Source organism: Tannerella sp., from assembly GCF_052170195.1.
In the GTDB taxonomy this organism is placed as follows: domain Bacteria; phylum Bacteroidota; class Bacteroidia; order Bacteroidales; family Tannerellaceae; genus Tannerella.
Genome location: NZ_JBQNAZ010000006.1, coordinates 1 through 20,851, shown reverse-complemented (window position 1 = coordinate 20,851; position 20,851 = coordinate 1). Strand labels below are relative to the sequence as shown.

14 protein-coding genes, 1 tRNA gene and 1 pseudogene are annotated in these 20,851 nt (G+C 43.1%); 5 read left to right on the top strand and 11 right to left on the bottom strand.

What is annotated here, in order from left to right:
* Window position 1 precedes the first annotated feature (1 nt).
* The 10 genes from ACTTKA_RS02930 to dacB all read right to left on the bottom strand — a co-directional run bounded on the left by ACTTKA_RS02930 (window position 2) and on the right by dacB (window position 12,612).
* Window positions 2-982 carry an NAD-dependent 4,6-dehydratase LegB gene (locus tag ACTTKA_RS02930; RefSeq protein ID WP_442723904.1) on the bottom strand — a complete coding sequence of 327 codons (981 nt, stop codon included), beginning with the start codon at window positions 980-982 and terminating at the stop codon, window positions 2-4.
* A complete protein-coding gene (locus ACTTKA_RS02925) occupies window positions 979-2,430 on the bottom strand; it encodes a lipopolysaccharide biosynthesis protein (RefSeq protein ID WP_442723903.1) in 1,452 nt (483 codons plus the stop codon). Before ACTTKA_RS02925 ends, ACTTKA_RS02930 begins: the two co-directional genes overlap by 4 nt.
* Before the next feature lie 9 nt (window positions 2,431-2,439).
* On the bottom strand, window positions 2,440-3,414 hold the full coding sequence (locus ACTTKA_RS02920; protein ID WP_442723902.1) for a hypothetical protein: 975 nt from the start codon (window positions 3,412-3,414) through the stop codon (window positions 2,440-2,442).
* A gap of 19 nt (window positions 3,415-3,433) precedes the next feature.
* Window positions 3,434-4,477, bottom strand: coding sequence for a Gfo/Idh/MocA family protein (locus ACTTKA_RS02915; RefSeq protein WP_442723961.1), 1,044 nt, complete (start codon window positions 4,475-4,477; stop codon window positions 3,434-3,436).
* Window positions 4,478-4,679: 202 nt separating this feature from the next.
* Window positions 4,680-5,936 carry an SO_0444 family Cu/Zn efflux transporter gene (locus tag ACTTKA_RS02910; RefSeq protein WP_060827582.1) on the bottom strand — a complete coding sequence of 419 codons (1,257 nt, stop codon included), beginning with the start codon at window positions 5,934-5,936 and terminating at the stop codon, window positions 4,680-4,682.
* A gap of 38 nt (window positions 5,937-5,974) precedes the next feature.
* Window positions 5,975-7,573, bottom strand: coding sequence for a S41 family peptidase (locus ACTTKA_RS02905; RefSeq protein WP_442723901.1), 1,599 nt, complete (start codon window positions 7,571-7,573; stop codon window positions 5,975-5,977).
* Window positions 7,570-8,049, bottom strand: coding sequence for a pantetheine-phosphate adenylyltransferase (gene coaD, locus ACTTKA_RS02900; protein ID WP_442714894.1), 480 nt, complete (start codon window positions 8,047-8,049; stop codon window positions 7,570-7,572). Before coaD ends, ACTTKA_RS02905 begins: the two co-directional genes overlap by 4 nt.
* Before the next feature lie 10 nt (window positions 8,050-8,059).
* Window positions 8,060-9,925 carry a DNA topoisomerase IV subunit B gene (locus tag ACTTKA_RS02895; protein ID WP_442723900.1) on the bottom strand — a complete coding sequence of 622 codons (1,866 nt, stop codon included), beginning with the start codon at window positions 9,923-9,925 and terminating at the stop codon, window positions 8,060-8,062.
* 3 nt (window positions 9,926-9,928) lie between these two features.
* Window positions 9,929-11,059: a hypothetical protein gene (locus ACTTKA_RS02890; protein ID WP_442714896.1), complete on the bottom strand. Its 1,131-nt coding sequence runs from the start codon at window positions 11,057-11,059 to the stop codon at window positions 9,929-9,931.
* 59 nt (window positions 11,060-11,118) lie between these two features.
* Window positions 11,119-12,612, bottom strand: a complete 1,494-nt coding sequence (dacB, locus tag ACTTKA_RS02885; protein WP_442723899.1) for a D-alanyl-D-alanine carboxypeptidase/D-alanyl-D-alanine endopeptidase — start codon at window positions 12,610-12,612, stop codon at window positions 11,119-11,121.
* Window positions 12,613-12,739: 127 nt separating this feature from the next.
* Here dacB and ACTTKA_RS02880 point away from each other — a divergent pair.
* The 3 genes and pseudogenes from ACTTKA_RS02880 to ACTTKA_RS02870 all read left to right on the top strand — a co-directional run.
* A tRNA-Lys gene (locus ACTTKA_RS02880) sits at window positions 12,740-12,812 on the top strand.
* 184 nt (window positions 12,813-12,996) lie between these two features.
* Entirely contained in the window at window positions 12,997-14,298 is a 1,302-nt protein-coding gene (locus ACTTKA_RS02875; RefSeq protein ID WP_442723898.1) for a retropepsin-like aspartic protease, read from the top strand.
* A gap of 142 nt (window positions 14,299-14,440) precedes the next feature.
* Window positions 14,441-14,702 (top strand): annotated as a pseudogene (locus ACTTKA_RS02870) (transposase); the annotation flags it as partial.
* 131 nt (window positions 14,703-14,833) lie between these two features.
* On the opposite strand, the gene ACTTKA_RS02865 reads toward ACTTKA_RS02870, so the two are convergent.
* Window positions 14,834-15,844, bottom strand: coding sequence for an ATP-dependent 6-phosphofructokinase (locus ACTTKA_RS02865; protein ID WP_442723897.1), 1,011 nt, complete (start codon window positions 15,842-15,844; stop codon window positions 14,834-14,836).
* A gap of 145 nt (window positions 15,845-15,989) precedes the next feature.
* On the opposite strand from ACTTKA_RS02865, the gene ACTTKA_RS02860 reads away from it, so the two are divergent.
* On the top strand, window positions 15,990-17,426 hold the full coding sequence (locus tag ACTTKA_RS02860) for a bifunctional metallophosphatase/5'-nucleotidase (protein WP_442723896.1): 1,437 nt from the start codon (window positions 15,990-15,992) through the stop codon (window positions 17,424-17,426).
* 95 nt (window positions 17,427-17,521) lie between these two features.
* Complete coding sequence (locus tag ACTTKA_RS02855) at window positions 17,522-20,779, top strand: TonB-dependent receptor (protein WP_442723895.1); 3,258 nt, start codon at window positions 17,522-17,524, stop codon at window positions 20,777-20,779.
* Window positions 20,780-20,851: the final 72 nt, after the last annotated feature.

The following is a 20,851-nucleotide window of genomic DNA, read 5'->3' as shown; positions in this document are numbered from 1 at the left end:
GCTACACGTTGTATATCCCGGATTTATATTTCGCTAAGTTCTTGTCATTCTTAAACCACTCGATCGTTTCTTTAAGTCCTTCTTCAATCGAGTATGAAGGGGTAAATCCGGTAAGAGACTTTAATTTCGTATTGTCTCCCCATAAACGGAAGACTTCAGAACCTGCGGGACGCAGACGTTGTGCATCTTCAATGAATTTTACATCTGCCAACATGAGTCGGGCTACCAGCTCAAATGTATCACGCATGGATATCTCATAGTTGCTGCAAATATTGATTTCCTGTCCGATAGCCTGGTCACAATTCGAAAGTTCGATAAACCCTCTGCAAGTATCTTTGACATAATTAAAGTCACGAGTAGGGCTTAGATCACCCAGTCGTATCTCTTTCATTCCACTCATAATCTGCGTTATGATAGTAGGGATGATGGCTCGTGCCGATTGGCGAGGCCCATACGTATTGAAAGGGCGCACAACGATCACCGGCAGTTCGAACGTATTGTAAAAGCTCATCGCCATGGCATCGGCCGCAATCTTCGTTGCCGAATAGGGCGATTGCGGTTGCTTCGGATGCTTCTCATCGATCGGCACATATTGCGCTGTGCCGTACGTTTCGGAAGTCGAAGTTATTAGCACCTTCTTCACTCCATTTTCTTTTGCTGCCTGACAGATATTCAATGTCCCTTTGATATTTGTATCTACGTAGCTGTCGGGAGCTATATACGAATAAGGGATTGCGATGAGCGCTGCCAAATGGAAGATCGTGTCCACATCTTTCGATAGGTGTTTACAAAAGTACGGGTCGCGTACATCACCCGTTACAACCTCCAAATCACGATGATTCAGTCCTTCAAGCCATCCCCAGTCATTAAATGAGTTATAATAGGATAAAGCTTTTACGTGATGGCCTTGCTCCAATAACATTTCTGTTAAGTGAGAACCGATAAATCCATCCGCACCGGTAACTAATATATTCTTTTTCATGACAATGGTTTGACTTTTTTGAATATGAAACTAGCGCTTTCCTTTAGAATCGCGGAGTTTGCCATCCATAATATTCCGGTATAAAGTAGAGCAACAAGGGCTATCTTTATTCCGAATGACAGGTATATGTTTTCTGTCCCTTTTGTAATAAACCAGGTGACCAGAATCGAGAAGATAGCGGTGGCCGCATACGGGAATATATCTTTTATAACTGTGCTTAGTTGTATCTTAATTGATTTATAAGCAAAATAATGTCTTGCCCAAATACTGAGTATACGAATCAAAATATAGGTTATGATCATGGCGAGTATTCCGAATTGGGATACAATGATAATACCCGCTATCTGGAAAATGCACATTGCGATATCAATATAAAGATTTTCTGTCGATTTCTCGATAGATAATAACAAATATACATAAATTATTTCCAAGAAACTAAAGCATCCCCATAAACAAAACAATTGCAGATAGACGATACTTCCCGTCCATTTAGCACCGATCGTCAATAAAATAAACTCTTTCGCAACAAATGCCAAACCTAACATCAAAGGGAATGTGACTAGAGAGCCAAATCGTAATAATCTGCGAACTACATTCACAAGGCGCTCTCGGCTGTCAGACGCTTCCACTAAAACCGACTGCACTACGCCCACAAACATTCCCGATAAAATGGAAATACCGAGAATCGCCCATTTTCTCCCTTGACTGTAATACCCGGTTTCTGTTTCCCTATAATAACGTCCTAAAACAACGGAGAAAAGGTTTGCAGAGATCATTCCCACAATAGCTCCTAAAAAAACCTTGACTGAAAATCCGAACATATCTCTGAGCGGAGCCCAGTCAAATTTAAATGTCGGCCTCCACGGGGAGAAATACCAGCGCAGTAAGACAGCAATCAATACTTGAGAAAGTTGCTGGATGACCAGCCCCCAAAAGGCCAAGCCGTTTAACGCCAGAATTAACCCTATAGCCCCCGATCCGAAAACGGCAGCCATATCGATGATTCCGCGTTGCTTGGCCATGATTTTTTTTAGCAGCAGTGCGTTATGCGCTACACCTGTCGCCGAAATAATAAATGTCAGAAACAAGACGCGAGAGAGGGAGATCAGCACCGGCTGATTATAAAACCGGGCAATCCATGGCGCGGCAAAGAAAAGGATAACGTATATCCCGACAGCTACGAACACGTTGAACCAGAAGACGGCATTGTAGTCCTTATATTCGATGGTTTTTCGATTGACCAGCGCTGTGGTAAAGCCACTGTCCATAATGGTGTTCGCTACAGCTGTGAAGATGGCCAGCATCGCCACTAATCCGTAATCGTCGGGCGAAAGGATCCGGGCGATGGCTATACCAAAAGCCATACCAATCACTTGCTGGACGAAATTGCTGATTCCGCCCCAGAACAAGCCCTTGGCTGTTTTCTCTTTCAGTGTCGCTTCAGGCATTTAAAAGTACTATTCCCCTTCTTTTTCTTTTATGTAGCGAGGTATTGAAGAGTTCTGAATCGCTTTCAATGCAATATCTTTTACACTGGTTTCAGCACGAAGAGCCTTATCGGCATACTCTTTCACCTGTGCCTGAAGTTCTTTTATCTTTTCCTGCAGAGAGGTTAATTGCTGATCCTTCAGGCGAATCTCTGCCTCATTCTGCTGTTCGGAGAGTCTGTTTTTAAACTCATACTCCGTCTTTAAACTCTTTGTGATCTCCGTCTCCTTATCCGTCAGCGCCTTTTCCAACATCTGAGGATACTCGGCGTGATATTTGCGCAATTCCACCAACTCTGCTTCTGCAGCTTTGAGGTTCGTTTCACGTTCCATCATTTCCTGCTCGAATTGCGCTTTCCTCTCTTGAAGCTCTCTTTCGAGTTGCTGCACTTTGGACTTATACTCGTCCGTATCCTTTTGCCTTGCTGTTTTCAGATGGTACGTATACTCTTCTTCTTCACGCTTACGTCGCTTGGCTACCTCGTTGACATACTCCTCCTCTGCCGTTTTGTGTTTCTGCTTCTCCGTCTCCCATAAAAGTCTCGCTTCAGTCATTTCTTTTTCGAAGGCTTCTTTCTTTTCTTTCTGTACAAGAAGCATTGTGGCTAACGAGTCAGTATTGGCCGTGAGCGAGTACATGTCTTCGAGTTTCTTCTCCTCAACTGCAATGGCCGTTTTTATATCGGATAATTTCTTATATTCGATGGAAAGACCTTCCAATAATTCGTTTAACGAACCGTTTAAAGTCACTTTCAGGTTTTCGATACTTTTTCCGATATTGTCTTTTGACAAGTCGGAAACACGATCACTTATTTCTTTATTTTGCTTTTCTTCCTGTTGCAGTTTAGGATGATTGGCTTTGGCTTTCTGCACTTCTTCCAAAAGATTTTCGTATGCTTCGAGAATCTCTGTCTTGGTGTTTTTGGATGATACGACGGTTGCCATAATTATTAATGTTAATTTGTTATTTAATCATTTTTTGTCCGGATATTTTCAACGCATAAATCCGCTCGATGATATCGACGACTTTCATGCCTTCAAGTACATTCGTCGTTATCGTATCGGAGGTGTTACCGGAAAGCACATTCACCACGTTGCGGATCACGAGGTGATGGTTCTGTGCCGAGCCTTTGTAGGCGCCGTAGTCGTTGCCCGGATTCGTAGGCGGCAGGACAGGCATCTCGTAGTCCCGGATATGGCAATACTCGACTTCGTTCATATACTGTCCGCCGATTTTCACACTTCCGTTTTCCGCCACAATCAGCATACTGCTTTCGAGGTTTTTATCCCAAACAGCAGTCGAGTAGTTCAACGAGCCCATGCCTCCTCCGTTCGTAAAACGGAAGTGAACGACGCCCGAGTCTTCGAACACGGTTGTGTCATGGTGATTGAAATCATCGAATCGAGCCTGTATGTCGGTAATGTCGCCGAAAAGCCAGTACATCACGTCAATAAAATGCGAAAATTGTGTAAAGAGTGTGCCGCCGTCCAAGTCGGCCGTTCCGTGCCACCCGCCGGGTTTGTAATAGCGTTCATCGCGATTCCAGTAACAATTGAGCTGCACCATGTAAATCTGTCCCAGACGTCCCGACTCGATCATCTCTTTGATCCAGACCGAAGGCGGAGAATAGCGGTTTTGCATCACACAGAAGACTTGTCGATGGTGTTTCAGACCGGTGTAGATGACCTTCTCGGCATCGGCTACAGAGAGCGCCATCGGCTTTTCGATAACCACGTGACAGCCTGCTTCCATCGCCCGGATAGCCATCGAGGCATGAAGACCGTTCGGCACGCAGATATTTAATACGTCGAACGGAATACCGCTTTCTAATAAAGCATCCAAACTGCGGAAGAAAGGTACTTTATATGCCTCGATACCCAATACGAGTTCGGGTCGGATATCGCAGAGGGCCACCAACTCCGCTCCCTCTTCACGGGCGATCATTTCCGCGTGGCGTTTGCCGATATGTCCACAACCTACCACGGCAAAACGAACCGGTTTGATCATCTCTTTTGTTGTCTTCTCCATACAACAAGTCCACGTCACTCCCATCGTGCGGGGCAACCTAAAAAGCGTTGCAAAGATACAAAACTTATTCTATACAACGTGTCGTAAAAGTATTTATTGCAAGCGGCATCCGTGCCCGGCAAAGTATGCTTTCTCTTCGCCCGACAGGCGCTTGTATATGATACGTTGCGCCCGTTCTGTCTTATGCTTTTCCGCCGTACCCGAAGCCGAGATCATCGATCACCGCCTTAACTTCGGCTTCCGTAGCGGTGCCTTCGACAAAGGCCGTCCCACTGTTCAAATCAACGCTTACGGAAGTGACGCCCGCCAACTTGCCAAGGCCTTTCTCCACACTTTCTTTGCAATGGTTGCAACTCATGCCGGTAATTTTATATTTTGCTGTCATATCGTTTGTTTGTACAGGTTTTTGTTTGTATTTCAAGAAAAAAGCATAAACAAGCAGTAGCACAAGCAGGATGCTGCACGAGGTCTTGAACCAGGGTGTATCCGGCTGGCAACAGGCCGCAGCCGTGACGGTGAGCGGAGCCGCAAACCATTCGGCAGGCAGTAGATAATCGATTACCAGCCCGAAGCCGACTGCACCAATCATGATGGCTGCAAGATAAGTGATAAGGGTCTTTGCGCCCATCACTTTGCGTATAACGAGAATAGCCGCCATGTTCGTGGCCGGCCCCGCCATCAGCAGGACGAGCGCCGCACCGGGCGACATGCCTTTCAGCATCAGTGCCGCAGCAATCGGGATAGACCCCGTGGCACAAAGATACATGGGGACAGAAAAGAGTAGTACGAGTAACATGTTCTTTATCGGGGTGTCAGCGTACTGCTCGAAAAAGGTTGTAGGCACGAAGACGGTAATCAGTCCCGCAATCACCAACCCGATCACTAACCATTTGCCGATATCTTGAAGCATTTCCACATATCCGTAGCGCAGCGCTTCAATCAAACGGTTGGGTTGTCTCGGACGGGAAGAATCGTTATTGTCAAAGCATCCGGTCTCACATGGAGAAGGAGAAGATCCGTTCGACTCTTTCTCACTGCCGACGGCGAAGCGGTTCACCGCCATTCCGCCAACAAATGCGGTCACTAACGCCACGAACGGACGGATAACAGCAAACGGAAGTCCCAGAAGCGAATAAGTTGCCATGATAGAGTCGACCCCTGTTTGTGGCGTAGCGATCAGAAAGGAGGTGGTTGCTCCCTTACTTGCCCCTTCGTTGCGTAACGACATGGCTGTCGGTATCACTCCGCAGGAGCACAGAGGCAATGGAATACCGAATAAGGCCGCCCACAGTACCGACCGGAAATCATTCTGCGAAAGATAGCGCATGTAAATTCCCCGCGGTACATACACGTGCAGCAGTCCCGCAAAGAGAAAGCCCAGCAAGAGGTAGGGCGACATCTCATTCAACAGGCTGATAAATGCATTCCATGATTCCATAAGATAATTTCTTTTATTAACCGATCATTCCCTTCATGTCATTGACTTTGTCCGAGCACCTTGCGATAGGCAGCCTCGTCGTTGATGATACGCAGGGCCTCTTTCAGGCTCTCGTTGTCGTCGTTGATCGTTTGAAAGTATTCGTTCATATTGAACAAGTCGCGTGCGATAAGCGCCTTAAGTTGAAGCGAAATCAGCGGCTTGGACCGATGATATTGCTCCTCGTTAAATTCGATCTTCTCGTCGGCCGCAAGTTTCTGAAGCTCTTGAAGCATTTCGTCCGTCACTTCAAACTTCGCCCTGTATGTTTTGAATGCCGGATATTTTCTGCTCATTTCCTTGCGGTTCCTGTCAAGATAGTTCATTGCTACGCGGTTCACGATTCCCATCCCGGCTACTTTCCGGTGATAGTCCGTGTAACGCGTCGAATCGAAAGGAATAAAAATATCGGGCATAATTCCGCCGCCGCCGTAGACCGTACGTTTGTTCAGCAGAGTGTTGAATTTCAAAGAATCCGGAAAATGGATACTGTCGGCATTCATCAGCTCACCACGGTTATACCGTTCGATCAGGTCGCGATTATATTCTTTGGCCTGACCGTTCTTATAAGGTTTTTGAATATATCGTCCCGAAGGCGTGTAATAACGTGCGATAGTGAGGCGAATCATCGATCCGTCGGGCATGGGGATCGGTTTTTGTACAAGTCCCTTGCCGAACGTGCGGCGTCCGAGAATGATGCCTCTGTCCCAATCCTGCACAGCCCCGGAAACAATCTCACTCGCCGAAGCCGACGACTCGTCGACCATGATGATCAGTCGTCCGTTCTCGAATCCACCTTTTTCGGTGGCGTCAGCCTCCTCGCGTGGCTGTCTGTTCCCTTTTGTATAGACAATCAGCCTGTCTTTTCCGAGAAATTCGTCGGCTAAGGCACATGCCACATGGAGATAGCCTCCGCCGTTGCCCTGCAAGTCCAGAATCAGATGCTTCATTCCCTGTTTGCGAAGTTTGTCCAGCGCTTTGTTAAATTCTTCGTTCGAAGAGGCGGCAAAACGGTTCAAGCGGATGTATCCGGTCGTTGCATCGGCCATATAAGCAGCGTCTAAACTGTAAACGGGTATTTTGCCACGGATAATTTTAAATTCGAGTAGCTCGTTAGAGATGCCGCGCTTCACTTTCACGCGCACTTCGGTACCTTTCGGACCTTTCAGCCGTTTCATGATGTCGCTCGTTTTCATCTTCACACCGGCAATCAGCGAATCGTCTACCATGATGATCCGGTCGCCGGCCATCAGTCCCACTTTCTCCGAAGGACCTCCGGAGATGACCTGAATCACGTAGAGCGTGTCGGTAAGCATATTGAACTGGATACCGATGCCGTCGAAGTTACTGTCCAACGGCTCCGTCAGCTCTTTCGTTTCCTCCGGATCCGAATAGTCGGAGTGAGGGTCTAACTTTTCAAGCATCCCGACGATTGCGTCTTCTACCAGCTTCTTTTCGTCCGTCTTATCCACGTATAAGTTGCTGATGGCATACAATGCCATGGAGAGCTTCCGGGCTTCCATGTCGGATCGCTGCTGTGCATGAGCCGATGAATAAAGCAATATACAGACTATAAGGATCGATAAAATTCTGTTCATGATTTTTGTTGTTTTAATGTGTGTTGAACTTCTTGAGGAACAAATCGTGAAATATCTTTGCCATATTGTAACAACTCGCGCACGATACTGGAACTGATATGTGTATATTCGGGCTCAGTGAAAAGAATGAACGTTTCGATACCGGTGAGTTCACGGTTGACATCCGCCATATACTTCTCATACTCAAAATCGCTTATGGTGCGGATACCGCGCAGAATAAACCGGGCATCTATGCGTTTCGCAAAATCGACGGTCAACGAGTCATACAACATGACTTTAACACGAGGCTCGTTGCGATAGAGTTGTTCAATGGATGCCACTCGCTCCTCTAATGAGAAACACGTTTTTTTGGCCGAATTGATTCCGATGGAAATGACGATTTCGTCGACTAACGTTAATGCACGATCGACCAACGACTGATGGCCGATGGTGAAAGGATCGAAGGTTCCCGGGAAAATAGCTCTTCTTTTTTCCATGTGTTTGCATTCAGGCGGTGAGGTCTTCCTCTACCACAAGATTGTCAATAATAAAATTTTGTCTCTCCATCGTATTTTTTCCCATATAGAACTCGAGCATCTCCTTGATCGCGTCTTCTTTTTTGATGGAAACAGGATCCAAGCGCATCTCTTTCCCGATAAAATGTTTAAATTCGTCGGGAGAAATTTCACCTAATCCTTTGAAGCGCGTAATCTCCGGATTCTTTCCCAGTTCATTAATTGCCGCGTTTTTCTCTTCTTCGTTGTAGCAATAGATGGTTTTCTGCTTATTACGGACCCGGAAGAGCGGGGTTTGAAGGATAAATACATGCTTTTGTTTCACCAAGTCGGGGAAGAACTGGAGAAAGAACGTGATCAGCAAGAGCCGGATATGCATACCGTCCACATCGGCATCCGTGGCGATGATAACCCGGTTATAGCGTAATCCGTCCAGCCCGTCTTCAATGTTCAAGGCGGCTTGCAGCAGGTTGAATTCTTCGTTCTCATACACGACTTTTTTAGTCAGACCGAAACAGTTCAGCGGTTTTCCACGCAGACTGAATACGGCCTGTAAGTTCGGATCACGGCTTTTCGTGATCGAGCCGCTGGCCGAGTCGCCCTCGGTGATGAAGATACTGCTCTCGGTCTTGTTGTCGCTCTTCCCGTCGTTGAGGTGGATACGGCAATCGCGCAGTTTACGGTTGTGAAGGTTCACCTTCTTAGCCCGCTCCCGTGCTAATTTCGCCACTCCGGCGATGGCCTTCCGCTCCTTTTCAGATTCCTGTATCTTTTTATAGAGCGCATCGGCTGTTTCCAGATTCTTGTGAAGGTAATTGTCGACCTCCTTCTTAATAAAATCGCCGATAAATTTGGCCACCGACAGATCGCCTTTCGGACTCATATTTCGCGAGCCTAACTTGATCTTTGTTTGCGATTCGAACTCCGGCTCCTCCACACCGATATATATGGCAGCCACGAGGCCGCTACGGATATCGGCCACTTCGAGGTTCTTATTGTAAAACTCCTTCACCGTGCGTGCAAAAGACTCTTTGAATGCAGCCTGATGCGTACCTCCCTGCGAAGTGTACTGTCCGTTCACAAACGAATAATAATCGTCGCGCGACTGGTTGACATGCGTAAAGGCAATCTCTATATCGTTCGCTTTGAGATGTACGATAGGGTAGAGAATCTCGTCGGTGATGTTTTCATTGAGCAAATCTTCAAGACCTTTTTCCGAAATATATTTTTCTCCATTGTAATAAATGGACAGTCCTGAGTTCAGGTAGCAATAGTTGCGAATCAATGTCTCTACAAACTCGTGACGGTATGCGTAATTCTCAAAAATCGAGGGGTCTGGAGTGAATTGGATGAGTGTTCCGTTCTTCTCCTTCGTTTCAATAGCCTCACAGTCGTGAACAAGTTTTCCGCACTGAAACTCGACCTTTTTCTCTACCTGATCACGATACGATACGACGGTAAAATCGGTAGACAGCGCATTGACCGCCTTGATACCGACTCCGTTCAGACCGATGGACTTCTTGAATGCCTCGGATCCGAACTTACCGCTGGTATGAAGCGTCGAGACCGTTTTAGCCAGATTGCCTTGCGGAATACCACGTCCATAATCACGTACCGACACGTTCCCTTCGTCGATGGTGATATCGATCCGGGTACCGGCTTTCATGCGAAACTCGTCGATAGAGTTATCGATAACCTCTTTCAGAAGAACGTAAATACCGTCGTGCCGGTCTTCGCCACCGTGCGTATTGCCGATATACATACCAGGACGCTTACGAACGGCGTCAAGTCCTTCGAGCGTAACGATATCCTTATCGTCATAAGCTGTCGTTTGTGAAAGGTTCGTGTATTCGTCCATAAATCAACTCAGTTTTTTGATGAAAGCCCTTCGTGTTTTATGATGCTCACGCTTGAAATAATCCCACTGCGCCTGTACGGCCGTATTTGTCTCCAACTCGATGTTGCTCTCCGCGTACTCCGCTCCCAGCTTGATATATTCGGGGATAAGGTCGCAGAAAAGAAGCGCATTCACGCCTTTGTTCTGATATTCGGGAAGTATACCCATCAGATACAGATCGACAATCTTCGTTTTCGAGTGCATCGCTTTGAGCAGCGGAATGAAACCGAACGGGAAGAGTCGCCCTTTGGCCTTTTGCAAGGCATGCGAAAGGCTGGGGAGCGAGATACCGAAGCCGACTACCGTATCGTCTTCTTCGCGTACGATCAACGTGATCAGGTTAAGACGTAACATCGGAATATATATCCTTACATAGTAATCAATCTGCTTCGGGGTCAGTTCGGCAAACCCGTAAAGCGGAGCGAACGACGCATTTAGCGTTTCGAAGACTTTGCGCGCATACGGCTGAATGTCTTTTCGTTTCTTGAACTTCAATACTTTGAGGCCGTATTTCTTTTTCACGATTTCGGCGATGCGCAAATGTTTTTCGGGAATCGCGTCCGGGATATAAATTTTAAACTCGTGCCAGTCCTGATCTTTCACGTAGCCCATCCGTTCCATCTGTCGGGGATAATACGGATAGTTGTAGATCGTTGCCATCGTGCCGAGCTGGTCGAACCCTTCGATCAGCATCCCCTCGTGATCCATATCCGTAAAACCCATCGGTCCGTGAATGGCATCCATGCCTTTGGTCTTGGCCCATGCTTCCACGGCATGAAACAGCGCATCGACGACTTCCGGATCGTCGATAAAGTCGACAAACCCGAAGCGTGCATGCTTCTGTCCCCATGTCTTGTTACTGGCATGAACAATCATCCCGGCAATCCGTCCCACGATCTTGTCATTCTTATACGCAAGGAAATAGATCGCTTCGCTGTTTTCGAAAGCCGGATTCTTCTCTTTCGATAAGGTAATCATTTCTTCCTCGATAAGTCCGGGAACATGATATGGGTTACCTTTGTATAAATCAATATTGAACTTGACGAAGTTCTTCAGATCCTTTTTTGTCGTTACTTCTTTAATTGATACACTCATATTCGCACCTGCTGTAAACGTTCTTCGGTTTTTTAAGCGACAAATGTAGTGATTTTAATTTAGACCTGTGTTGTTTCTTTGAAAAGGGAGAGCAGTAACTCCTCGATAGAGGCTTTCACCCTGCGACTCTTTCCGGTGAAGTTATTGACTAAGATCACAACGGCATAACGCTTCCCGTCGTGATCGATGTATCCGCCATAACACAGGACACGACTCATGCTGCCGCTTTTTAATCGTGCTTTACCTTGCAACACACTACCTTTCATCATATTTCGTAATGTACCGTCTATCCCTGCTTGCGGCAACGAATGCACGAAGACCTCCGATGCTTTCGAACGCACAGCCATATAGGCATATACGTCGCACAGGAATTCGGCCGTTACTTTGTTGGTAATGGCCAGACCACTCCCGTCGAACATCCAGAGCGAAGAGGTGTCGATCCCTTTTTGCTTCCAATACTGTGTGATGACCTGTGCTCCCCTCCCGAATGAAGAGATCGCCTCTTTCGAGGAAGGAGCATAACGCAACCCGAGCGTTTTGAACACGGCGTCGGCATACAGGTTATGGCTGACGAAACAAAATATGCGAGTGAGCTCCTTAAGCGGTGGTGAATAAGTTGTGATCAGGGTTTTACGTTGTGTCTCTTTCCACTGTCCGGTCTGCGAAAGGATGCGATGGCACGAAGGAGCTTCTTTGATGCGAATGCCTTCGCGCTGAAGAAAAGCATGGACGTAACGGGCCGAAAAAAGCGCAGGGTCAGGGATATCGCCAATCAACTTGAAGTGAGAGCGGCGCGTGGGGATCGCACCGTAAAGATAACGTTCTTCGGAGAAGGGAAATCCTGTGATAAAGCAACTGTCGGTAGATGCGGGAAGAGCTTTGAGATAGTTGTGAAACGTGAGAGACGGTATGTCCGGTTCACAGTATTTAATCGTTGGAGTTGTGCCGGCCACTCCGCTCTCAAGGTACAGACGGAGCTGATTATCGAAGATGTTCAGCCCATAGCTTCCCTGCCCGTATTCACTTCCGAGGTCTTCACGCATCCATTTCATCGATACGCCTTCGGTATCGAAAATGCTTTCGTCCGCAATCAGCGCTCCCGCAACTTCGCGGATGCCGGCCTTGCGGATACCGGCTGCCCAAAGCATCAGCACACTGTCTTTCGGGGTATCAAGTTCAGACGAGTTAAGCGTAGGGTCTCCACTTCCGCAGAGGTATAAGTTGCCGTACAGAATGCCGTCGCGAATCTTTCCGTCGTATGAAACAGATGTCTCGAAACGGAAGTCTTCACCAAGTATTTCGAGAGCTGTGGCTGCCGTGACGGTTTTCATGACTGAGGCGGGTGTCAGCTGGCGTTCACTTTCATACTCGTATATAACCGTACCTTTCCTTACTTCTTTCACCATCAATGCGACGGATGCTCCTCGAACCATCGGTTTATCCAAGAAACGTTTCAATGGAGCAGGAACGGACTGGGAGAAGATTGTCTGTGTACCGAAGCAGAGATATGCGGCCAAAATGATGATCCGCTGATAAATTATGATTTTTCTCATTTTATATACATATTTAGAGGCAAAGATATGAAAATGAAAAAAGAAATATGGAAAAATTGCTGCATTAATTGTTTTTCTAAAAAAAAGCATTACCTTTGCACTCGCATTAAAAAAGTACTTCAAGGTAGATTCGCTAGCTCAGCAGGTAGAGCACATCCCTTTTAAGGATGGGGTCCTGGGTTCGAGCCCCAGGCGGATCACTCAAAAAGGTCTTCAGAAATGAAGATCTTTTCTTTTTCTAAATAAATCATTTAATCTCTATTCAGGGCACTGTGTGATTCTCAACCAATGGCAAAGAGAGACGGTGGTAAATCATAAGTGTAAAAAGGCTCGCGTCATTTTTAGGGGGATTGCCCTTTTTTAGTATATTTGTGCAGTGTCAATATGAAATTTATCATTGATATGAAGATTATTTACAGATTCTCTTTTGTCATTATTGCTATTCTGTTCGGATACAATTATATCTATTCGCAGACGCAGGCGGATATAAAAATGGGTGAAATCTTAAACGGTGGTGACTTGTTTCAATTAAGAGATCAATATCCACTGTTGAAAGATTCAGTCAGTATAGAAATGTTAAATCTTGTAGCTGAAGCACAACTTGGCATAGGCTTTAATCGTTTAGAGAGTGCAGCAACAGCATTGGATAGCTTGTTACAATTTTATCAAGAAGAACTGGGAACAGAAACTTTCATCAAAATGGCGGCACTTCGGGCTATGAACCTTTTGAATCTGGGGTTATATCCACACGCTGGAAAAGCCGGCGAAGACTTGGTAAATTTACTAAAAGATACCATTCCATTTGAATATCTTTACAGTTTTGTTTTTATAGCGCGAGTAGGTAAGGCTCTTTCAAATACACCCGTTCCCTATTTAGAAAGGCCTTCACATAATATTATAGTACCAATGAAATGTGATACCGTTGGTCGAGGATTTCATATTTATATACCTGTTGAAGTGAACGGAACAACAAAAGATTACATTCTTGATACCGGTTGTTCATTTGGCAATTTCGTTTCAGAAAAATATGCAGAAAAAGTAGGTCTGAGAATTATTGCCGATTCAGTACCTTTGTCCGGAATGAATATAGGATTTATAAAATTAGCCACAGCTGATTCACTCAAAGTCGGTGAAATTGTCTATCACAACCCCGTTTTCATGGTTGCACCGCCTAACAAAGAAATTGACTCCGTTTTTACGTTTGACGGGGTATTGGGATATCATTTTATCAGGGATGTCAAAGAGATTATCATTGACAATGAATCTAATTCATTTATATTTCCTTATCAGATATCAAACGGAGCACCCAATATGTTCCTTTCTTCCAATACTCCTAAGGTGCAAATTGAATATGACGCTCAGCCATTCAATGTAATTTTTGACACAGGCAATGTGAAATCAACCCTTGGAAATAAGTTTGCGCAAATGTTTCCCGAAGCCTTATCCGATTTGGCTGAACATACTACCAAAAGGGGAGGATTTAATGGCATATCTCAAGCCAAAGGAGTAACACTGCCTGAATTTCGTTTTGTAATATCCGAAGTCCCTGTAACACTTTATAATACGGAAGTCATAAAATCGAATGAAAAAAGTCAACTTTTTTCAGGTTCATTGGGAGCAGACTTTGTAGCATCGTTCAAACGTTTGACAATCAATTATGAGAATATGTTCATTAAAGGTGAATAGTAATTTCATAAACTTTCTATGATTTGCAAATATGCTTGCAACGCTCAAAATGGAGTTTAGAGGCATCGTAAATTCAAATAGCAAATGTAACTATTTATTAATGCAACTGAATAAGGATTGATTTTATCGGACAAAGGAAGCTAATTTCAAGTATTATTATTTGCATTTTATCAAAGTGCATTTGCGCACAAAGTTTCCTTCGGCTGTATCTTCCAATCCATTCGTGGAACTTGAAAGCCGTGTATTCTTCAAACTCATGCTCTCTCAAACTATACGCCTTCGAAAGATGTACGGGTATCAGCTTTGTAAACAGCACCATGATTCCTATTTGTCACAATCCGAAAGACGTTAATGCCTACAAACTGTTTAAAGGCATAGCCACCAACGGAAAAGATTCCATGGGATGATGTCACGGATTTAAAGCTTCATACATTCTGTCTTACACGAAATAACGTGATATACATCTTGTAACCGGAGTCAAACATGAAGAACAGACTCGTGCTCTTATGGGATAGAATCATGCTAAGAAAATTTTCTATATTCCGAACGAAATGCCCATACGCTCTCCTTGTTTAATAAGGTCATTATCGGGTGATACGCGTTTCGTCTTGCCCGCAATTTCGGCGAGCGGCACGGATCCGATTTTTCCGTCTTTAAAACAAACCATACGCCCGAACTGCTTTTGGGCCACAAGTTCAGTCGCATGACCGCCAAGAAGCGTAGCCAAATTGCGGTCGAAAGGAGAGGGATTTCCACCGCGCTGAATATATCCAAGCACTGTCTGACGCACCTCAATGCCCGTCGCCTCTCCCACGGCATGTGAAATATAATCAGCCGGACTGGGAAGATCCGTCTTCAGTCCTTCTGCCGTCACAATAATCGAATACGGTTTGCCAAGATGCAAACGATGCAATATCTTTTCATTGACTTTGCGAATATCAAAACCCAGCTCCGGAATAAGAATAATATCTGCACCGCCTGCCATACCGGCATAAAGTGCAATCCATCCGGCGCTATGTCCCATCACTTCGACTACCATCACACGCTTGTGCGAACTGGCCGTCGAGTGCAGACGATCAATAGCTTCGGTCGCAATATTGACCGCTGTATCAAACCCGAACGTGATGTCTGTACCATAAATATCATTATCGATTGTTTTGGGCACGCCAATTACATTCAGTCCGATTTGAGAAAGTTTGTTCGCCGTCTTCTGCGTACCGTTTCCGCCGATGCAGATGAGACAGTCAAGTCCCATATCCATATAGTTCTGACAGATGATCTCTGGCTTTTTGTTGTCACCAGACTGAATAATCTTTTTGAAAGGTTTCTCACGCGAAGTCCCGAGAATTGTGCCTCCCAGATTCAGAATACCCGAAAGCGCTCGTTCCGTAAAGACTTCCGTATCTCTATTAAGCAAGCCCGTAAAGCCGTTATGGATACCTATCACCTCCATGCCATAATGCATAATGGCCGTTTTACCTACTCCGCGAATCGTCGCATTGATGCCGGGACAATCTCCGCCCGACGAAAGAATACCGATTTTCATAAAATTTATTCATTAACAAACTACTTTGTACAAAGATAAGTTTTTTGGGAAGTATACGAAACAAAAACAACAAAAAACAGCAAACCAACACTAATGTAATATAAAATATATTACCTTTGCACCAAAGACAAAAAAAACAGAATTTATGTTGAAGAAACTCACTACATGGATCATTTTGTTCTGTTGCGTAGCATGCGGACAACAGGACAAGCAGATTGTCATACTTTCAACAAACGATATGCACGCACATATTGATGATTATGCGAAAGTAGCGGCTTACATCGAACAAGAACGACAAAGAAATCCGAATGTATTGGTATTAAGCGCAGGTGATTTATTCTCGGGCAATCCGATCGTCGATTACTGTCCCAAATACGGTAATGGCTTCCCCATAATCGACCTAATGAACCGTATCGGATATCGTTTTACGGTATTCGGGAACCATGAATTCGACTACGGTCAGCATATCCTATGCGATCGTATAGCCCAAGCCGAATTTCCGTTCCTATGCGCCAATATGACGGTGAGCGACAGCCTTTGTATCAAACAGCCCGAACCTTCGGCCATGATCGAAATCGATGGGGTGAAAATAGGCATCATCTCAGCCATTCAGATCGAAAACGTAAACGGTCAGCTCATTCCTGCTACACATCCCGACAAGGTAAAAGGTATCACGTTTACAAATCCTGTGGAAGCACTCTGCGCATTGCGTGAGATACGAAATCAATGTAACATACTTATCGCTTTGACACATATAGGTATCGATACAGATAAAGAAATTGCCGAACGTATGCCCGAACTTGATTTAATCGTAGGAGGACATACGCATACGAAACTCGACACGGGAATCATCGTAAACAATGTCCTGATCACACAGGCAAACGAATATTTGAAATACATCGGCAAAACAACAATTACGGTCAGAAATGGTAAAGTAGTCGATAAAAAAAACGAATTGATTAATCTGGCTAAACTGCGTGACGAGGATGAATCCATCAAAGCATTAATCACCAAATACAAAGACGAATCACCGATGAACGAAATCATTGGAGAAGTAGGAAAACAATTTGACGGAAAGGAAGCGCTCGGCAACCTGATGACTGATGCCATCGTAAACGTACATCAAACGGATTTCGCCTTTCAAAATGCTGGTGGAGTACGCATTGGAAGAATCGAAAAAGGTGATCTTACCATGGGTAAAATTTATGAATTGGACCCGTTTAACAACCGTATCGTCATTATCGAAATGAAACCGGACGAAATCCGTTCGCTTATCAAAAACTCATATAAACGCAAAAACAAACGTGCTGATCTGTTCGTTTCGGGGATGACATATAAGATTTTTACAAAAGACGATAAAGTAGAACTCATTGAAATGAAAATGACAAACGGAAAACCGCTCGACGAAAACAAATATTACCGCGTTGGGATTAATGATTACCTTGCATCGGCTTATACATACGATCATAAAAAAGCGCCGCAATTCACCGACAAAACATCGGAGGAAACAATTGTGGAGTATATTCGAAATAAAAAACAAATAATTCCACAACATCCTCGTACGCAAATCATTGAAAAATAACGATAAATCACTCAATTATTAAATAAATAACAGTATAAGCAACATTATTATCAGAATCAAAAAGAAATTTATTTAACTAATTAATATAAGCACTTATGGTAAAAAAAATTCAATTTCTTGCAGTAATATTTCTTCTTATGACAACTACTGCAATACAAGCGCAAGTAACGACCGCAAGTATGAGCGGACACGTGACGGATAAAGGAGGAGCAGTGATAGGTGCAACTATTGTAGCTACACACGAACCTTCGGGAACAACGTATGGAACAATTACCAACGTAGATGGACGATATAACCTGAATGGAATGCGTGTAGGTGGTCCATATAAAGTAGAAGTATCATATATCGGATACAAAAAATCAGTAACAACCAGTATAACACTTTCATTAAGTGAAAATTATGTATTAAACACTCAACTTATGGAAGAAGCTGTCGGATTAGATGAAATTCAAATTGTAGCAAAAGGAGGAGGTTCAAATATGAACAGCGACAGGGCCGGTGCAGTAACCAATATTAATACAAGAATTATTAGCACATTACCTTCTGTTAGCAGAAGTTTGACCGACTTTACGAAACTTACTCCTCAAGCAAATGGAGCAGCTATTGGAGGAGGTACTTACCGACAAAACAATATTACAATTGATGGAGCTTCTTTTAACAATAAGTTCGGTATTGGACAAAGTATGCCTGCAAACGGTTCACCGATTTCCTTAGATGCGATTGATCAGATATCGGTAAGCGTAACTCCTTATGATGTTCGACAAAGCGGATTTCTCGGAGCTTCTATTAATGCGGTGACTCGTTCAGGCGATAATGAATTCAGAGGATCAGTTTATACTTATTTGAACAATGAAAAATTTAAAGGAAATAAAGTAAAAGATAAAACTTTTAAGCGCACAGAAAGTAGATATAATCTATATGGTATACGTCTCGGAGGTCCTATTATCAAAAATAAATTATTCTTTTTTATTAATTTTGAAACAGAAAAAACGATTGTTCCCGGTCCATCAAGAATAGCTGCAACAGATAGCGATCCTTATACTGACGGATCGAATAATATAGCTCGTCCGCTTGTCAGTGAAATGGATATGATCAGTAAATATCTTTCGGAAAAATACGGTTATGAAACAGGACCCTATCAAAACTACTCAAACGAAAGTCCGGGAATGAAATTTTTAGCTCGTGTAGATTGGAATATAAACAATAATCACCGTTTAAATATCCGATATAACATCACAAAAAGTAAAGAACCTTTGTACCCAAGCGCTTCATCATCCCAAATTTTCCCCTCACCTTATGACAGAAGTTATAATAGAAGGGGAATGTATGCAATGTGGTATAAAAATACCGGATATTTTCAAGAACAAAATTTTTCATCTGTTGCTGCCGAATTAAATTCTTCATTTGGAAAATTAAGCAATTTATTCAGATTTACTTATACAAATCAAGACGAACCTCGTTCTACTTCTGGCAAAGCATTTCCTTTTGTAGATATATTAAAAGATAAAACTCCATTCGTAAGTTTCGGTACAGAACTTTTTTCATACGGAAATTTACGAAAAGTTGAATCCTTTACTTTAAATGATGATGTTACATTCGGTGTAAATAAACATACTATTACCGCCGGATTACAATTTGAATATAATCATACAAAAAATGGTTTTCAGCGTTTTGGAACAGGATACTATGCTTTTGATTCATGGGAAGATTTTATTTCAAATAAACCTGCAAAATCATTTGCAATTACACATCCTAACGATCTTTCTGTTTCACAAGTATTTCCTTCTTTTAAATTTAATCAATTCACCTTATATGCACAAGATGAAATAAATATATCCGAACGATTAAAAATATTAGCCGGAATACGGACTGATTTACCTTTTTATCCGAAAATAGATACATACAATCCCAAAGTTGCAGAATTAGACTTTGATGGTAAAAAATTCGATACGGGAGAATTACCGTCAGCCAAAGTTTTATTTTCTCCTCGTTTAGGATTCAATTACGATATAAAAGGCGATCGTTCTATTGTTTTACGAGGAGGTACAGGTCTTTTTACAGGAACAATTCCTTTTGTTTGGATTGTAGCTCAAGCAAGTGATGCAGGAGTATTACAAACAACTTATTCAGGTAAATCAATTCCATCATTTAAACCGACAACTTCTGAAATTTTAAATGAAATCTATCCGAGTGGACTAAAAGCAGAACCAGCATTACCCTCAGCAATAGTAAAAATAGATAATAATTTAAAATTACCGCAGAACTGGAAAAGTAGTCTTGCCATTGACATTAAGTTGCCATGGAATATGAATGCTTCATTAGAAGGTATTTATAGTAAAGATATTCATTCAGTAGCTGTAACTAATGTCGGATTAAAACCTGACGCTTTCCAAATAGAAGGATATCCGGATCAACGTCCTATTTCCAAAAAACAATATTATCAATCCAAATTAAAAAATGTATATTTACTTAATAATGCAGGAGAAAACAAGTATTGGTCTATTACGGCAAAATTACAGAAATCATTTGAAAATGGCTTTGATGCTTCAATAGCCTACACACATAGTTATGGAAAAAGCTCAGGCGATGGAATCGGTGATCAATTAGGTTCTGCTTGGTTCAATGATCCTCGTACTTATGGTTCAAACTCTCATGATATAGGTTATATGAACTATATTTTACCCAATCGCTTAATAGCTTCTGTCTCGTACAGAAAAGAGTATGCTAAATATTTTGCTACAACTGTATCCTTATTTTATGAAGGTGGTGAATCAGGTCGTTTTTCTTATTTATATGCTAACAACTTAAATAATGACGGAGGAGGCAATGCTATGCTTTATATTCCGAAAGATAAATCTGAAATAACATTTACCGATATATTAGACACAAATAAAAAAAGTCCCAATTACGGTAAGGTCATCTATACAGCTTCACAACAAGAAACTGACTTTTGGAATTATGTCGAACAAGATGCTTATTTAAGAAATCACAAAGGAAAATATGCGATGCGTAACGGTGCACTCATGCCTTGGGTAAATACTTTCGATATAAAAATTTTACAGGATTTCTTTATACATGCCGGAGGAAAACGTAATACAATACAAATAGGTTTAGATATCATAAATGTGGGAAATCTTTTAAACAGTAAATGGGGAATCCATCATAGCGTAAATAAAAATAACATCTTAGAAGTAGCAAATATGAAAGAAGTTACAGAAGGAAATGGGTCAGTAAAACCAACCTTTAACTTTCTTAAAAACGGAAAGGAAACACTTAAAGAAACGTATACACCTAATATAGGATATGCTTCAACATATTATATGCAACTAAGTTTACGTTATATATTTAATTGATTGTCTTATAAATTTACAGGACTTTGTTGCAACGTTATTGAAAAGTAGGGGTTATTGGTATATTTTTGTATT

Bases quoted from the DNA above. Each gene is read 5' to 3' on its own strand.
- coaD (WP_442714894.1), bottom strand. From the start codon at position 8,049: ATGGAAAAAAGAAGAGCTATTTTCCCGGGAACCTTCGATCCTTTCACC.
- ACTTKA_RS02895 (WP_442723900.1), bottom strand. From the start codon at position 9,925: ATGGACGAATACACGAACCTTTCACAAACGACAGCTTATGACGATAAG.
- ACTTKA_RS02855 (WP_442723895.1), top strand. From the start codon at position 17,522: ATGGTAAAAAAAATTCAATTTCTTGCAGTAATATTTCTTCTTATGACA.
- ACTTKA_RS02920 (WP_442723902.1), bottom strand. From the start codon at position 3,414: ATGGCAACCGTCGTATCATCCAAAAACACCAAGACAGAGATTCTCGAA.
- ACTTKA_RS02865 (WP_442723897.1), bottom strand. From the start codon at position 15,844: ATGAAAATCGGTATTCTTTCGTCGGGCGGAGATTGTCCCGGCATCAAT.
- ACTTKA_RS02930 (WP_442723904.1), bottom strand. From the start codon at position 982: ATGAAAAAGAATATATTAGTTACCGGTGCGGATGGATTTATCGGTTCT.
- ACTTKA_RS02860 (WP_442723896.1), top strand. From the start codon at position 15,990: ATGTTGAAGAAACTCACTACATGGATCATTTTGTTCTGTTGCGTAGCA.
- ACTTKA_RS02910 (WP_060827582.1), bottom strand. From the start codon at position 5,936: ATGGAATCATGGAATGCATTTATCAGCCTGTTGAATGAGATGTCGCCC.
- ACTTKA_RS02905 (WP_442723901.1), bottom strand. From the start codon at position 7,573: ATGAACAGAATTTTATCGATCCTTATAGTCTGTATATTGCTTTATTCA.
- ACTTKA_RS02915 (WP_442723961.1), bottom strand. From the start codon at position 4,477: ATGATCAAACCGGTTCGTTTTGCCGTGGTAGGTTGTGGACATATCGGC.
- dacB (WP_442723899.1), bottom strand. From the start codon at position 12,612: ATGAGAAAAATCATAATTTATCAGCGGATCATCATTTTGGCCGCATAT.
- ACTTKA_RS02925 (WP_442723903.1), bottom strand. From the start codon at position 2,430: ATGCCTGAAGCGACACTGAAAGAGAAAACAGCCAAGGGCTTGTTCTGG.
- ACTTKA_RS02890 (WP_442714896.1), bottom strand. From the start codon at position 11,059: ATGAGTGTATCAATTAAAGAAGTAACGACAAAAAAGGATCTGAAGAAC.
- ACTTKA_RS02875 (WP_442723898.1), top strand. From the start codon at position 12,997: ATGAAATTTATCATTGATATGAAGATTATTTACAGATTCTCTTTTGTC.